14 protein-coding genes and 1 riboswitch are annotated in these 14,681 nt (G+C 72.1%); of the genes, 9 read left to right on the forward strand and 5 right to left on the reverse strand.

Annotated elements, in window-relative coordinates; translation table 11 throughout:
* Together AB0B94_RS22875 and pseB are read right to left on the reverse strand one after the other, a co-directional pair.
* Positions 1-1,158: an aminotransferase class I/II-fold pyridoxal phosphate-dependent enzyme gene (locus AB0B94_RS22875; protein ID WP_357283474.1), complete on the reverse strand. Its 1,158-nt coding sequence runs from the start codon at positions 1,156-1,158 to the stop codon at positions 1-3.
* Complete coding sequence (gene pseB, locus AB0B94_RS22880; RefSeq protein WP_210816822.1) at positions 1,155-2,138, reverse strand: UDP-N-acetylglucosamine 4,6-dehydratase (inverting); 984 nt, start codon at positions 2,136-2,138, stop codon at positions 1,155-1,157. The genes AB0B94_RS22875 and pseB overlap by 4 nt, the downstream gene beginning before the upstream one ends.
* Before the next feature lie 364 nt (positions 2,139-2,502).
* On the opposite strand from pseB, the gene AB0B94_RS22885 reads away from it, so the two are divergent.
* Positions 2,503-4,239: a hypothetical protein gene (locus tag AB0B94_RS22885; protein ID WP_357283479.1), complete on the forward strand. Its 1,737-nt coding sequence runs from the start codon at positions 2,503-2,505 to the stop codon at positions 4,237-4,239.
* 101 nt (positions 4,240-4,340) lie between these two features.
* Here the strand turns inward: AB0B94_RS22885 and AB0B94_RS22890 are convergent, their stop codons facing one another.
* Positions 4,341-4,877 (reverse strand): GNAT family N-acetyltransferase, encoded by a 537-nt coding sequence (locus AB0B94_RS22890; RefSeq protein ID WP_357283483.1) that lies wholly within the window; start codon positions 4,875-4,877, stop codon positions 4,341-4,343.
* A 73-nt stretch (positions 4,878-4,950) separates the two neighbouring features.
* Here AB0B94_RS22890 and AB0B94_RS22895 point away from each other — a divergent pair, with 73 nt between their 5' ends.
* The 4 genes from AB0B94_RS22895 to AB0B94_RS22910 are packed head-to-tail and all read left to right on the forward strand — an operon-like array spanning position 4,951 to position 7,735.
* On the forward strand, positions 4,951-5,202 hold the full coding sequence (locus tag AB0B94_RS22895) for an acyl carrier protein (RefSeq protein ID WP_091401397.1): 252 nt from the start codon (positions 4,951-4,953) through the stop codon (positions 5,200-5,202).
* Positions 5,199-6,479 (forward strand): AMP-binding protein, encoded by a 1,281-nt coding sequence (locus tag AB0B94_RS22900; protein ID WP_357283488.1) that lies wholly within the window; start codon positions 5,199-5,201, stop codon positions 6,477-6,479. The genes AB0B94_RS22895 and AB0B94_RS22900 overlap by 4 nt, the downstream gene beginning before the upstream one ends.
* Positions 6,472-7,227, forward strand: coding sequence for an SDR family NAD(P)-dependent oxidoreductase (locus tag AB0B94_RS22905; protein ID WP_357283492.1), 756 nt, complete (start codon positions 6,472-6,474; stop codon positions 7,225-7,227). The genes AB0B94_RS22900 and AB0B94_RS22905 overlap by 8 nt, the downstream gene beginning before the upstream one ends.
* 52 nt (positions 7,228-7,279) lie before the next feature.
* Positions 7,280-7,735, forward strand: a complete 456-nt coding sequence (locus tag AB0B94_RS22910) for a hypothetical protein (protein ID WP_357283496.1) — start codon at positions 7,280-7,282, stop codon at positions 7,733-7,735.
* 26 nt (positions 7,736-7,761) lie between these two features.
* Here the strand turns inward: AB0B94_RS22910 and pseI are convergent, their stop codons facing one another.
* Positions 7,762-8,814: a pseudaminic acid synthase gene (gene pseI / locus AB0B94_RS22915; RefSeq protein WP_357283500.1), complete on the reverse strand. Its 1,053-nt coding sequence runs from the start codon at positions 8,812-8,814 to the stop codon at positions 7,762-7,764.
* Positions 8,815-8,946: 132 nt separating this feature from the next.
* Positions 8,947-10,110 (reverse strand): glycosyltransferase, encoded by a 1,164-nt coding sequence (locus tag AB0B94_RS22920; protein ID WP_357283504.1) that lies wholly within the window; start codon positions 10,108-10,110, stop codon positions 8,947-8,949.
* A 299-nt stretch (positions 10,111-10,409) separates the two neighbouring features.
* Between AB0B94_RS22920 and AB0B94_RS22925 the strand changes: the two genes are divergently transcribed.
* From AB0B94_RS22925 to AB0B94_RS22940, 4 genes are all read left to right on the forward strand, one after another.
* Entirely contained in the window at positions 10,410-11,645 is a 1,236-nt protein-coding gene (locus tag AB0B94_RS22925; protein ID WP_357283507.1) for an acyltransferase, read from the forward strand.
* Positions 11,646-11,737: 92 nt separating this feature from the next.
* Positions 11,738-12,160, forward strand: a complete 423-nt coding sequence (locus tag AB0B94_RS22930; protein WP_357283510.1) for a hypothetical protein — start codon at positions 11,738-11,740, stop codon at positions 12,158-12,160.
* Positions 12,161-12,292: 132 nt separating this feature from the next.
* Positions 12,293-13,063 carry a hypothetical protein gene (locus tag AB0B94_RS22935; RefSeq protein ID WP_357283515.1) on the forward strand — a complete coding sequence of 257 codons (771 nt, stop codon included), beginning with the start codon at positions 12,293-12,295 and terminating at the stop codon, positions 13,061-13,063.
* Positions 13,064-13,347: 284 nt separating this feature from the next.
* A riboswitch (cyclic di-AMP (ydaO/yuaA leader) is annotated at positions 13,348-13,489 on the forward strand.
* Between the two features lie 232 nt (positions 13,490-13,721).
* On the forward strand, positions 13,722-14,570 hold the full coding sequence (locus AB0B94_RS22940; protein ID WP_357283519.1) for a C39 family peptidase: 849 nt from the start codon (positions 13,722-13,724) through the stop codon (positions 14,568-14,570).
* The last annotated feature ends 111 nt before the right edge of the window (positions 14,571-14,681 follow it).

Below are 14,681 nucleotides of genomic sequence, written 5' to 3' on the forward strand. Positions count from 1 at the left end.
TCAGGCGGCGGAACGCACCGAGCCGCCCCGTAGCGCGGCGGTCAGCGCGTCGATGACGCGGTCCTGGTCGGCGTCGCTGAGCCCCGGGTAGAGCGGCAGCGACAGCTGCTGGGAGTAGAACAACTCGGCCACCGGGCAGGACCCGCGCCGGTAGCCCAGGTCGGCGAAGGCCGGGTGCCAGTGCACCGGGATGTAGTTGACCTGCACGCCGATGCCGGCGGTCCGCATCCGGTCGTACACCTCTCGGCGTCGTCCGTCGAGCACCCGGATCGGGTAGAGGTGCCAGGCCGGGTCGGCCCACGACCTGCGCGTCGGCAGCAGTACGCCGTCCAGGTCGGCCAGCGCCTCGTCGTAGCGGGCGACCAGGGCGCTGCGGCGGGCCGTGAACTCGCCGAGCCGACGCAGTTGGCTGCGGCCCAGGGCGCAGAGCACGTCCGGCAGCCGGTAGTTCAGCCCGAACTCGTGCACCTCCTGGTGCCAGCCGCCCTCGTCCGGGAAACGCAGGTCGTCGCGTTCGCGGACCACGCCGACGCCACGGAACCGGCGGGCCCGCTTCAGGACCTCCGGGTCCAGCGCCGCGACGGCGCCACCCTCGGCGGTGGTCAGGTTCTTCGTGGGGAAGAACGAGAACGTGGTCAGGTCGGCGAGTGAACCGACCGGCCGACCGTGGTACGTCCCGCCGATCGAGTGCGCCGCGTCGGCGAGCAGCAGCGCGTCGCTGCCCTCGACCGACTTGCGCAGCGCGTCGTAGTCGGCGGGGTGGCCGGCGTAGTCGACGGCGGCGACGACAGTCGTCCGCGAGGTGACAGCGGCGGCGGCCGCCGCCGGGTCGAGGCAGAACGTCTCGTCGTCGACGTCGGCGAACACGATCTTCGCGCCGAGGGCGACAGCGCTGCTGGCGGTCGCCACGAACGTCATCGGCGGGACGACCACCTCGTCGCCCGGCCCCACCCCGGCCGCCGCGTACGCCACGTGCAGCGCCGCGGTGCCGTTGGAGACGGCGGCGACGCCGACCCCGCCGGTCCACCGGGCGAGGTCGGCCTCGAAGGCGTCGACCTGCGGACCGGTGGTGAGCCAGTCGCCGCGCAGCACGTCCGCGACGGCTGCGACGTCGTCCTCGCTGATCGACTGCCGGCCGTACGGGAGCATCTGAGTCATCCGTTGATGCCGAGCATGTCGCGCAACTGCTCGACGGTGAGCCACTCGTCGTTGGTGTCCGACTGGTAGGCGAAACCGTCCGGGACCGGGTCGCAGTCGACCGGCGCCTGGTAGCCCCAGGTGGCGATGGTCGGCTGGACGATGAACCGGCCGTCGGCGCGCAGCGTCCGCCGGCTGTCGTCGGGGGCGATCATCTCCTCGTGCAGCTTCTCGCCCGGCCGGATCCCGATCTCGTGGGTGGTGGCGTCCGGGGCCACGGCCTCGACCAGGTCGAGGATGCGCATGCTCGGGATGCGCGGCACGAACAGCTCGCCGCCCTGCATCTGGTCGAACGAGTCCATGACGAACTGCACGGCCTGGTCCAGGGTGATCCAGAAGCGGGTCATCCGCTTGTCGGTGATCGGCAGGCTCTTGCCCTCGGCGGCCAGCCGGCGGAACAGCGGGACCACCGATCCGCGGCTGCCCACCACGTTGCCGTAGCGCACCACCGAGAACCGGGTGGGGTGCTGGGCGGCGTAGTGGTTGGCCGAGACGAACAGCTTGTCGCCGACCAGCTTCGTCGCGCCGTACAGGTTGATCGGGCTGGACGCCTTGTCGGTGGAGAGGGCGATGACCTTCTTGACACCGGCCTCGATCGCCGCGTCGACGACGTGCTGTGAGCCGGTGATGTTGGTGGCGATGTACTCCGAAGGGTTGTACTCCGCGGTGTCCACCTGCTTCAGCGCGGCGGCGTGCACCACGTGGTCGACGCCGTGCATGGCCCGGGTGAGGCGGTGCCGGTCCCGGATGTCGCCGATGAACCAGCGCAGCCGCGGGTCGTCGCCAAGTTGCTGGCGCAGCTCGTACTGCTTGAGCTCGTCGCGGGAGAACACCACCACGCGGGCGGGGTCGGCCTCGTTGAGGATGTGCCGGAGGAACGTCCTGCCGAAGGAACCAGTTCCCCCGGTGATCAGAATGGACGATCCATTCAACTCACTCAATGTGGTGCTCCCGTGTTCGTGGATGAACGAGCGGCCCTGGGCCGGCCGACCGGGGTGACACGCTAGCCATGGCGGGTTAACTCCCCGGCGCTCGTGGGTGAACCACAACCTCTGCTCCCGTGAATGCCGAACACCGCGTAGGCGAACACTTCCGACCGCCCCGGATGTGGGCTGACCTGGCCGGATCGGGCCGTTACAGTGACCGCGCGAACGACCCGGCGGTCCGGCGCGCAGCCGGTACCCACGTTCACCCGAATCCACACCGGCTCGGTGCGAACGGGCCACAGCGGGCGTCACCGACGCCGGCCGGCAGGCCCGTCGGATCAACGCGGGCCCGGTACGGCCGGCAATTCTGGAGGCGTTCATGGCACCCGGTAGTGACGTGACCGAACGGCCGGCGGTGGTGGCCGAGACGCCGAGCGGCCCGCCCGCCCGACGTTGGCTGGTGCCGCTGCTGCTGCTCGCCGGTTGGGTGCTCAGCGTGGCCTGGCGCATGTGGTGGTCCCGGCACATCGTGCTGCCGATCGCGCACACCGACGAGGACAGCTACCTGAACACCGCCCGCGCGTTGGCCGGCGGTCCGGGGGGTTTCAGCAGCGAGAACGACCTGCTGCGCCGGGTCGGCTACCCGATGCTGATCTCGCCTGCGTTCCTCGGGGACCGGGACTTCACCGACAGCTACCGGGTCGTCCAGCTGATCAACGCGATGGTGAACTCGACGCTGCTGCCGCTGGCGTACCTGTTCGGTCGTCGCCTGTTTCAGCTGCGTCGCTCGTACGCGCTGCTCGGCGCGGTAGCGGCGGCGACCCTGCCGGCCACCGCCTTCTACGCGGGCGTCGCCATGATCGATGCGGTGATGGCGCCGCTGGTGGTCGCCTGGCTGCTCGCCGTGCACCGCTGGATCACCCGGCCCGGCCCGCTCGCCGCCGCCACCGTGGGCCTGCTCGTCGGCGGGTTCCACCTGCTGCACTCGCGTGGCCTGGTGATCGTGGCAGTGCACGCCGGGTTGGTCCTGCTGCTGTTCGTCCGCCGCCGGATCAGCCCGCCCGTGGTGCTCGCGGCGCTGCTGCCGGTGCTCGCCCTGGCGCTCGTCAACGAGGCCGCCATCCGTCATCTCGGCGGCAAGGTCTACCTGCTCGGCAGCACTCCCGGCGGCAGCACGCTCGACGCGGTCGCCTCCGCCCAGGGCGTGGTCCGGGTGAGCGCCGCGGTCACCACCCAGCTCTGGTACCTCGTGGTGATCACGTTCGGAACGGCCGGGGTGGCCTGGGCCGGTGCCGTCCGCGAGCTGTGGCGTCCACGGCACGGTGACGCGGCCCGCTGGACGATGGGCGTGGCGCTCGCCGTGACCGTCGGGGTGGCCGGCGGCGCGTCGGTGATCCTGTCCGGCATCACCGGCAAGCCGCTGGACGCGATCTACGGCCGCTACGTGCAGATGCTGGCGCCGTTCTGGCTGCTGGTCGGGTTGGGGGTGCTGTTCACCGCCGGGTGGCGGGTGGTGTTGCGCCGGGCGGCCGTCGCGGTGGCGTTGCTGGTCGGTGGCGGCGCGCTGATCGCGGCCCGACTCGCGTACGTGGCCGGCCAGGGCCACCAGTTGCGCTACGGCGGTTTCAGCGCGCCGGACCTGGCGGCGTTGACCGGGGGCTGGCGTGAGCTGCGACCGGTGGTCGGGTCGCTGGTCGGCATCGCCGGCTGTGTGCTGCTCGTCGCCACGGTCCGGTTGCCCCGCCTGCGGCTGCCGATCCTCGGCGCCGTCGTGGTGGCCAACCTCATCACGATGCAGGTGATCGACCAACGGATCGTGCGCCCGGCCGCCGAGAGCACCGCCCCGACGCCCCGGGTGGCCGACGTCGGCGTCCGCCCCGGCGAGCGGGTGTGGGCCTCGACCGGCGTGCACTACGTCCTGCGGTTCAACCTCAGCCACCAGGTGACCTGGAGCGACGTCCGGTGGTTCGGCGACAAACAGCCGCCGGCCGCGGCGCAGGTCGTGTTCGCCCGCTGGGCGCCCGGGGAGGTCGACGACTGGGACGGCGCGGCGTACGGCTTCGTCCGACTCGGCGGCAACCCGGAACAGCACTGGGCCGCCTGGCGGCGGGCCTGACCCACCGCATCCCGGTGGACACCGTTGTTCGTTAACGGCGGATGTCCACCGGGAGCACTGCCGGTTAATCGTTTCCGTCTATTGCGGAAAGGGTCCGACAATCAGCGTTGGCGGCGGTCCGCCCGGGCCAGTGAAATCGGGATGACGGTGATTTCCCGGCCGCCGGACAGCTCCTGGCGCGGGTTGCCCTCGACAAATCGGAAACGTCGGTTCATCTGTCGTACGACGGTATTGTGGCCGAGCACCTCGCCGTCGAGTCGGTCCAGGTGAAGCCCGTCGAAGGCGTATTCGACGGCCTCCCGCATGACCCCCAGCCAGGCGGGCAGTGTCTCGCCCCGCCCGTCCAGCCCGTCGGCGTCCAGGTAGAAGCCCCACGCGCCGGTGCGGGGGCCGTCCAACCGCAGGTCGAAGAAGGTGACCACACCACAGGGCCGGTCGTCGCGGACGTACACCAGCACTCGCCGGGACGGGTCGTCGCGGACCGCCGCCCACCACCGGTCGTGCTCGTCGGCGGTGATCTCGTGACTGGTCTTGCTGACCTGTCGATTGGTTTCCTGATTACGCCAGGACAACATCAGATGAACGTCGTCCGTCGTCGCTTCGCGTAGCACGTGCGTCTCGCTTTCCTGGCTGTTCACGTCGGGTTCCGGCACCTTACCCGGGCCCACCGGGAAATCAGATATGCATTCGTTGGGTTGTAGACTGCGACGCATGAACGAATTGAGTCGCGCGCAGATCCGCGACCTCATGGCTCAGGTGCTCAAGAATCAGGACAAGGAGCTGCCCGCAGACGACGCGGCGCAGTTGCGGGAGATCGGCTTCCGGTCGCTCGACTTCTCCGAACTGGCCCTGCGGGTGGAGGACGAGACGGGGGAGGAGCTCAACTTCGACGCCCCCGGGCTGCGTCGCATCGCCACCGTCGGGGACGTCCTCGACTTCCTCGTCGAGCTTCAACACCAGTGACCGTCGCGACGTCGCGCCACCCCACCCGCGCCAACTCGGAGCCGGCCGGTGTCGACAACCGGCTCGTCGTCGGTGGCGCCGCGCTGACCTGGCGTTCGCTGCCGACGCCCACCCTGCCCGACCCGACGGCGGTGCTCGCCCGCTCGGCGGCGCACGCGCTCACCGCGGCGCGCCAGCACGCCGTGCACGGCACCGAGCTGCTGCTCAGCACAGTGGGCCGGGTCGACGCGGCGATGCGCACCGAGCTGCTGGAGGCCGGGTTCACCATCGGCGTCCTCGACGACGACGGCGTGCACCCGAGCGCACCGGCCCGGCCGCGAGCCGCCGAGCCGGGCCGGCTCTGGCTGCTGACGTCGGGCTCCACCGGGCGCCCGAAGCGGGTCGGGCACACCCTCGACACGCTGACCACGGTGCGGGCCGACCAGCCTGAGCGGACCTGGCTCTGCCCGTACGCCCCGGGCACGTACGCCTGGTGGCAGGTCGTCACCCTGTCGCTGACCCAGCCCGGCCAGCACCTGGTGGTGGTCGAGCCCGACGAGTTGGACGACTGGCCCACTGTCGCGGCCGCCCACGGGGTGGACGCGGCCTCCGGCACCCCGACCTTCTGGCGGCGCACCCTCTACCGCGACGCCGCGGCGCTGGCCCGAGTGCCGTTGCGCCAGATCACCCTCGGCGGGGAACCGGTGGACCAGGCGATCCTGGACCAACTGCGGGAGGTCTTCCCGACGGCCCGGATCTCCTGGATCTACGCGTCCTCCGAAGTGGGGGCGTCCATTGTGGTGCACGACGGGCGGGCCGGATTCCCTGTCGACTGGCTGGACCGGGAAACCCCGGGCCGGCCGACGCTCTCCGTCCGCGACGACGAGCTGGTGGTCACCTCCCCGTACCACGGGGCCGGTCTCGCCGGCCCGATCCGCACCGGGGACCGGGTGCAGGTGCTCGACGGCCGGGTGCTGATCACCGGCCGACGTGAATCCGACGAGATCAACGTCGGTGGTAGCAAGGTCTCCGCCGGTGTGGTCCGCGGCGTGCTCGCCGGTCATCCGGCGGTCGCCTGGGCCCGGGTGACCGGCCGTCGCGCCCCGGTGCTCGGGCGGATGGTCGTCGCCGAGGTGGTTCTCGCCGCCGCCGACCCGTCCGGCGCCGACACCGGTGTGCCGGACGAGGCAGCGCTGGTCCGCTGGTGCGCCGACCGGCTCCCCGAGCACGCGGTGCCGCGCCGCATTCGCGTCCTGACCGACATTCCCGTCAAGGAGACCCTGAAGAGCGATGTCTGAGCCAGCCGACACCCAGCTCGTCCCGCCCAGCTCCGTGGTCCTCGTCTCCGGCGGTTCCCGTGGCCTGGGCCTGGCCATCGTCACCGACCTGCTCGACGCGGGCGTACGCGTGGCCGCGTTCGCCCGCACCATCACCCCGGAGTTGGAGAAGCTCGCCGCCGAGCACCCGGACCGGGTGCACATCGGCTCGGTGGACGTCACCGACCTGCGCGCGGCGCAGAGCTTCGTCCGCGAGGTGGAGCAGCGCCTCGGCCCGATCGACGGCATCGTCAACAACGCCGCAATGGGGCAGGACTCTCTGCACGCGCACACCGCAACCGACGACATCGCCCGGATCATCGAGACCAATCTGACGGCCCCACTGCAGCTGACCCGGTTGGTGATCCGCCGGATGCTCGCCAACGGGCTGCGCGGGCGGATCGTGAACATCACCTCGATCTGCGGGCAGCGCGGTTTCCCCGGCCTCGTCGCGTACTCGGCCACCAAGGGCGGCATGGACGCCGCCACCCGCTCGCTCGCCCGCGAACTGGGCGGCCGGATGCTTGTCAACTCGGTCGCGCCAGGGTTCTTCGCCTCGGAGATGTCCGCCGTGCTCGGTCCGACCCAGCTCGACCAGATCGTGCGCCGCACCCCGACCGGTCACCTGACCGAGCCGGTGGAGGTCACCCCGGTGGTGCGGATGCTGCTGCGCGAGCACACCAACATCAACGGCCAGGTCATCGTGGTGGACGGTGCCGCCGCCATCTGACCTGCGGCCGGTTCCCCTGCCTGTGCAACCGGCACGGCACAGCGGGGCGGCCGTGCCGCGTCCGGTGCCGGGGCTGCTCGCCGCCGCCGAGCAGCATCTGCGCATCGGGTCGCCGGCCGCGATGGCTGACGCGGTGACCCGCAGTCACCTCGACGATGGACGGTGTGTCGGCTGGTACGGCCCACCGGCGCCCGGCTGGCGGGTGGCCATCGATGCGGAGCGCGCCGACGCCCCGGTGCCCCCGGCGCTGGCCCGCCGGTTCGGCGCGGCTGACTTCTGGGCCCGCTGGACCAGGGCCGAATGCTGGTGCAAGTTGGCCGATGTGTCGGTGATGGCCTGGTGGCGGCGCCATGGTCTGGGTTCGCCGGCCGGCGGGTCGGCGCTCTGGCGGACTCTCCGGGTGGCCGACCTGGTGGTCACCGTCGGCTTCGCCCCGACCCTCCCACCCCGCGATCTTGCACTTTCTGACGCCGAATCGCGGCTTACACGCCTTTCGTCGGGACAGTAAACGCACGATCGCGGGGCGGGGGCGGGTTAGATCAGGTTCCAGGTCAGGGGGGTGCCGCGGGGGACGTCGGTGGCGAAGGTGCGGCCCAGGACCCGGTCGATCTCCACGGGCGCCAGCCCGCCGGCCGGTCGGATCGAGCGGACGTTGTGCGCGGTCACCGGATCGCCGGCCCGGACGTCCTCGACCACGAAGAGCGACCGGCGGAACCGTAGCCCCTCCCGCTCGGCGGGGGTCGGTCCGACAGCGGTGCCGCCCAGCGCCTCGTACGCGCGGCCGGACTCGGCGACCAGGGCCGTGAGCTCCGCCGGGTTCAGGGAGAAGTCCGAGTCCACGCCGCCGTCGGCCCGGTCCAGCGTCACGTGCTTCTCGATGAAGCAGGCGCCGAGCGCCACCGAGGCGACCGCCACCCCGATGCCGGGCGTGTGGTCGGAGAGCCCGACCGGCACGTCGAACGCGCCGGCCAGCACCGGCAACCGACGCAGGTTGCTGTCGGCCGGCGGCGCAGGGTAGGACGCGGTGCAGGCCAGCAGGACGATCCCCGCCGCGCCGGCGGCCCGGGCGGTGCGCACCGCGGCGTCGATCTCGGCGACAGTCGCCATTCCGGTGGAGATCACCATCGGCTTGCCGGTGCTGGCCACCAGTCGGATCAGCGGCAGGTCGACCAGTTCCGACGAAGCGATCTTGTACGCGGGCGCGTCCAGCGACTCCAACAGCTCCACGGCGGTCGCGTCGAACGGCGACGAGAAGACGGTCAGGCCACGCTCGCGGGCCCGCTCGAAGATCGGGGCGTGCCACTCGTACGGGGTGTGCGCGCGTTCGTAGAGGCGGTACAGGTTCTCCCCGCCCCACAGCTCGTGCCCGCTGGAGATCCGAAAGGCCGGGGTGTCGACGTCGATGGTGATGGTGTCCGGCCGGTACGTCTGGAGCTTGAGCGCGTGCGCCCCGCTAGCGGCCACCGCGTCGACGATGGCCAGCGCCCGGTTCAGATCGCCGTTGTGGTTGCCGGACATCTCGGCGACCACCAACGGCCGCTCCCCGGCACCGACCGCGTGCGGTCCGATCTTGATTGTCGCTGTCATTCCGACCTCTGCTCAGGTACGTCCGCACCGGGGTGCGGTGGTGCTGTCGTCGTCCACCCGGCGGGCGGACGACCTGGGAAATCAGGGCACCGGGAGCCGCCCCGGCTCCCGGCGTGCTCAGCCCTGGGTCGTTCACGGCAACCGGCCGACGGCCAGCGCGTCGCGCCGCTCCGGCGCGAGCCCACCGTCGCGCGTCGGCCCGGCGCCCGCCCCTCGCCCCGAGTCCTCGTCGGCGGCGAGCGAACCGCCCTCGGTGCCACCCACCGGGGCGGACCGACGCAGGCGACCAGCGACCCGGTGGGCCCGGCGCAGCGCCGAGTACGCCACCCAGTCACCCCGCCCGACGAGGCGGTGCTTGAGCCCGGTCACGCCCGGGGGCAACGGGTAGCCGCCGGTGGGCAGGTAGCGACGGTAGTGCGCGGCGGCCCGGTGGAAGAAGTCGCGCCGCAGGTGTGGGTGCAGCCGGCCGTCGTTGCCCACCACCACCAGGTAGTGGCTAATCATCAGCTCGAACAGCTCGGCCTGCAACCGCTCGTCAGGGTGCTTCCGGGCGACCCAGTCCATCAGCCGCTCGTACTGGGTGAAGGCGTCGAAGTGCCGGCCACTGCGGGTGGAGGTGATCGCGCCCTGGCGGCCCTGGCGGTACAGGTAGCAGACCCGGTCCAGCACGGAGATCTTCTCGGCCCCGATCAGCAGGGGGTGGCTGAACGGGATGTCCTCGTACCAGCCGGGGAAGAACCGCAGCTCCAGCTCGCGCATGAAGTCCCGGCGGACCACCTTGTTCCAGGCGGTGTGCTGCACCCGCAGCAGCTGCGGCTGGTCGGCCAACCGGGTCACGCCGGTGATCCCGCCCAGCAGCGGGCTGCTCGCGTCGACCTCCCGCCGGCCGTCCTCGTGCACCCGCAGGTGGTCGAGCATCAGCACGTCGGGCTGGTGCTGGCGAAGCCGGTCCAGCACCGCGGCGATCGTGCCGGGTGGCAACCAGTCGTCGCTGTCGACGAACCAGACGTACCTGCCGGTGGCCACGTCGAGCCCGGCGTTGCGGGCCAGCCCCAGACCCACGTTGCTGCTCAGGTGCACCACACGCACGCCGTCGCGGCTGACCGCGTACGAGCGGAGCATGTCGCCGCAGCCGTCCGGGGAGGCGTCGTTGACGGCGATCAGCTCGACCGCGTCCGACTCGCCTGCCGGGATGTCGGACCGGATCGACTCGAGGCACTGGTAGAGGTACGCCTCGACGCCGTACACGGGCACGACGATGCTCAGCAGCGGTGCGTGCGTCGGCTCATTGACCACGTCCGCCACCTTCGACGACCCGGGTGGCCGGCCTCGGAACCTGACGTTGCCGCCGATGGTGGACTCTCTGAACTCCCGCCCAGCGGAAGGTTAACGCCGCGCCGGTGGGCGGTTTCCGGCCCGGGGAACGCGGGCTCGTGGGGCGGGTGGGATGCGTCCGGTTCACCCGGGACTGACCCGGTAGGGTGCCTCGGTGCGGCCCTGCCGGGTCGTCGTGGGCGTCGCCGTCGCGCCGTCCGACGCCGCGACGAGGAGGCTACGACCGTGTTGGTGACCCTGCCGAGCGCCGGGATCCCGGCATGACGAGCGTCGCCGCGACGTCGGCCGCCCGGCCCGCACCGACCCTGTCCCGGCTGCCCTCGCTGACCGGGCTGCGGTGGATCGCCGCTCTGCTGGTCTTCGGCTTTCACGCCGGCACCATGCGGATCATCGCCGAGCCGGACTACAAGGCCGTCGTCGACGCGCTGTTCACCCTCGGTCTCTCCGGGGTGCAGTTCTTCTTCATCCTCAGCGGTTTCGTGCTGGTCTGGTCGGCCCGCGAGGGGGATTCCCGGCGTACCTTCTGGCGGCGGCGGATCGCCAAGATCTACCCGAACCACCTGGTGCTGTTCGCGGCGACGCTTGCGGTCGCCTGGTGGTTCGCCGACCCGGTCCTGCCGGCGGCGGCGTTGGAGAACCTGCTGCTGTTGCAGGCGTGGGACCCCCGTCCGGGCTGGTTCTACAGCATCAACACCGTCAGCTGGTCGCTGTCCTGTGAGTTCTTCTTCTACCTGTGTCTGCCGCTGGCGCTGCCACTGCTGCGCCGGGCCAAACCGAAGCTGCTCTGGGCGCTGGTCGTCGCGCTGCCGCTGTTGATCCTCGCGCTCTGGCCGGCGCAGGAGTTGGTGCCGGAGGTGAGCCGCTGGTGGTTCACCCAGATCTTCCCGCCGGTGCGGTCGCTGGAGTTCTGGCTGGGCGCGGTGGCGGCCGAGTTGATGCGTCGGGGGCTCTGGCGCGGCCCCGGTCTGACAGTGGCCAGCGCCATCTTCGTGGTCACCTGGGTGGCGGCGGCGCAGTGGATCCGCGCCGAGCTGTGGACCACGCTGCTCGCTGTCGCGTACCTCTTGGTGATCACCGCGGCCGCGGACGCCGACGTGCGGGGTCGGCGCTCGCCGTGGCGGTCCCGGCCGCTGGTCTGGCTCGGTGAGGTGTCGTTCGCCTTCTACCTGGTGCACGTGCTGGTGATGACGAGCGTGCTGCGCTGGAACGGGACCTGGGGGATCGGCTTCGCGGGCTGGCGTGGCCCGGCCGTGGTGCTCGGCTTCCTGGCGGCGAACCTGATCCTCGCCGGGCTGCTGCACCGCTTCGTCGAAACCCCGATGATGCGCCGGCTCGCGCCGCGCCGAGCGGCCCGTCCGGCGCCCGTCCCCCGACAACGTGCGGGCGGCGGCGACGACGCACCCGACAGTGCAAGCAGCGCCCGTGGTGAGGTCGACGGACCTGCCGGCGAGGTCGGTCAGGCCGGCGGACGACCAACCTACGTCGACCTGCGCTGACAACGTCCACCCTGGTCAACAGGGTCGGCGCGGCGTGATCCGACACGCCCGTGGTCGGTGCGCCCGGGTCGGCGCGACGGTAGCGTTGGGGCGTGCTTCCGGTCGCGTTCACCTGTCCGCTGTGGTGGGTGGCGCGCTGGGCGACCCGGGTGCTGACCAGCCTCGCCGTCGTCGCGGCCCTGGCGCTCGGCGCAGGCCCGGCCACGGCCGCCACGCCACCACCCGGCCCGGTGCCGACGTCGAGTGCGGTGCCGGCCAGCGTCGCCGCCGGCTCGCTGGCGGCCTCCTACCGGCACTCCGGGGCACCCCGTGCGGCCCGCCCGGCCCTGGCGATGGCGCCGCAGGCCGCCGAAGAGGCGATCCCGACCTGGTCGATCGACGCGCCGGTGGTGCTCCCCGGCGATCAGAACACCATCGTGGCCGGCGTGCTGCCGGTCCGCGCGGCCGAGGCTGACCTGCCGCCCCTCGTCGATGCCGCGAGCGGTCGGGCTTCCCGGGCCCCACCCGGGCGCTGAGTCACCGGGACGACCGTCCCGTCACCGCGCCCTGTCGACCCACCCGCTCTCTGACCCGCCGCCCCGTGGCCACAGTGGCCCGCTGGTCGGCGTGGCCCCCCATCGCACTGCTCTCTCCCCGAGGTGCCGACCATGGAGACCGTCGTCTTCTACCAGTTCGTGACCGAGGTGCCGCGGGCCGCCGCCATCTGGTCGACGCTGTTCCTGCTGACCCTGGGCCTGCTCACCGTGCTGGCCGCCCGTCCCGAACGGGACCGGCGCACTGACGACCCGCTCCCGGCCGGGCCCACTGCTCGGGAGCTGGCCGCCGCCGAGGCCGTCGACAGGCGCCGCTACGCCGAGGAGGTGGCCGTCGCCGCGGCCGGCGCGGCCACCACAGCCAAGCGGCGACGCGCCGCCTGGCTGACCGCTCAGGAGCAGTTGGAGCGGGCCTGGATCGGGTACGACGAGGCGGACACCGCCGCGCGTCGCTTCGCCGGCGCGGGTGCGCTGCCCACCCCGCAGACCCCGCACACCCCCGCCGAGTACGCCGCCCGGGAACGCTATCTGCACCGGGCGGCGATGGCGGCGTACTGGCGGGGCGACCTGACCATGGCGCAGCTCGGCGACGTGTTCGGGCACCGGCGCTGCTGGGATCCCCGGCGACACCCGGTCGAGCAGGAGGTGCTGATCAGCCGGGTGGTCAGGGATGCGCGGCTGGCCGACTACCAGGTGGCCGCCGACAGCGAGCGGGCCGCCTGGCGCGACGCGGAGCTGGCCGCCGAGTCGGCTCGTGCCCTCGCCGAGGAGGCGTACGCGGCGGCGGCCCGGCTCCGCCCGACGGTGGTCCCCGCCCGCCGCACTGTGGCCGGGGCGCTGCGTCCCGCCGTCGTGGCGCTGTGGCGCCCGGCCCGGGTGGGTTGAGCCCAATCCGTGATGTGAGGCCGGTCACCCACTCGTGAATTAGGACGTCCGACGCGATCGGCGGGATTGTTCTCGCGATTGTGGGCGCGTTCTCTGCGGCCTGTCCGGTTGTCGCCCGCAGGCGTCGCCGTAACCGGTTGTCCCATCGAGTCACATCATCGGCAATACGCGCAGAAATTGTCGCGCCGATTGGGGTTTACGCAGGTGAACCTGGCTTGGCAGGGCGCGGAGCCGCCAGTACTGTCGTCCTGTCCGATGCGGTAACCGATCGCAAGAGGCGACGCCGCATCGACCCGCTTAATCGTGATCAACGAACCGGGGATCCACCAGTAAGTCCGGGGTGAATCCGCGAGCCACGTCCCGCGGTAGGGCGATCTTCCCGCCCGAATCCGTCAGCTAACCCGGTAGGCGGTGTCGGAAGGAGTCAACTCCTCGTGCAGCACCTTTCCACCCCTCGGTTGTTCCCTCGCCTCCACGGCGCGGCGATGCACCCGCTCATTCGTCCAGTGACGGTGAGCTGACCCCCCGGGTCATCGCCTTCCCCGCCCGGCCGCGCCGGGCGTTCCCCTGAGCGGTTCACCATCCGCGGACCAGAGTCCGCGCGCTGGCGCCTGCCCGGATACCGGTCCTGCCCGGTGTGCCGCTCGCCCCCCGATCCGTGGAGGACCCCGTGAAGCACACCCTGAAGCGTCAGCTCCGCCGCCTCGCCACCGAGCGCCCGTACCAGATCGTCGCCGCGTCCGCCGCGGCCCTGGCGATCGCCACCACCACCGGCGCCCTGCTCACCACTGCCGACGACGCCCCGGCCGGCCAGCGCACCGCGACCACTGTCGCCGAGATGCGCAGCGACGTCGCCGCCTCCCGCGGCGAGGCCCGGGAAGCGTCCCCCTCGGCCAGCGCCGCCCCGACCACCGCCGCCCCGGCCACCAGCGCCGCGTCCCCCGCCGCCAAGGCCAGCAGCAACCCGGACCTGACCCGTAAGCCGACGCCGCCGAAGCCGCCCGCGACCAAGGTGCTCGACTACGACTACGAGGCGCAGAACACCTACTACAACTGCGGCCCGGCGGCCACCCGCAACGCGCTCAGCGCCGCCGGCATCGACCGCACCCAGGAGCGGCTCGGCGCCGAGCTGGGCACCACCGAGATGGGCACCAACTCGGCCGAGGACACCACCCGGGTGCTCAACGCCGAGGTGAAGGGCTCCCCGTACCGGACCCGGATGTTCCCCGGCGCGCCCAGCCCGGCCCAGATGGACCGCCTCCAGGCCGATGTGGTGAAGGCCATCACCGACGGCCGCGGCGTGGTGGCCAACGTCGTCGGGGACGCCACCGACACCGACGGCGGCTGGCACTCCTACGGCGGCGGGCACTACATCGCCGTCGTGGGCTACAAGGACAACGGTCGCACCGTGCGGATCGCCGACTCGGCGAACCCGGCCGACCCGTCGTACTGGATCACCACGATCGACCTGGCCAACTGGATCACCAGCCGGGGCTACTCCGCCTGACCAGGGCACGCTGACCGCCGCGGGCGCCGTCCCCCACAAGGGGCCGGCGCCCGCGGCGTTTGTGCGCGCGGTCCGCCGTCGACGGCTCTCGTACCAGGCCGTGAACCGTGG

This window comes from Micromonospora sp. NPDC048986 (genome assembly GCF_040649335.1).
In the GTDB taxonomy this organism is placed as follows: Bacteria; Actinomycetota; Actinomycetes; order Mycobacteriales; family Micromonosporaceae; genus Micromonospora; species Micromonospora alfalfae.

Coding starts and splice junctions, on each gene's coding strand:
- AB0B94_RS22935 (WP_357283515.1), top strand. CDS start 12,293: ATGGAGACCGTCGTCTTCTACCAGTTCGTGACCGAGGTGCCGCGGGCC.
- pseI (WP_357283500.1), bottom strand. CDS start 8,814: ATGACAGCGACAATCAAGATCGGACCGCACGCGGTCGGTGCCGGGGAG.
- AB0B94_RS22875 (WP_357283474.1), bottom strand. CDS start 1,158: ATGACTCAGATGCTCCCGTACGGCCGGCAGTCGATCAGCGAGGACGAC.
- AB0B94_RS22925 (WP_357283507.1), top strand. CDS start 10,410: ATGACGAGCGTCGCCGCGACGTCGGCCGCCCGGCCCGCACCGACCCTG.
- AB0B94_RS22905 (WP_357283492.1), top strand. CDS start 6,472: ATGTCTGAGCCAGCCGACACCCAGCTCGTCCCGCCCAGCTCCGTGGTC.
- AB0B94_RS22885 (WP_357283479.1), top strand. CDS start 2,503: ATGGCACCCGGTAGTGACGTGACCGAACGGCCGGCGGTGGTGGCCGAG.
- AB0B94_RS22895 (WP_091401397.1), top strand. CDS start 4,951: ATGAACGAATTGAGTCGCGCGCAGATCCGCGACCTCATGGCTCAGGTG.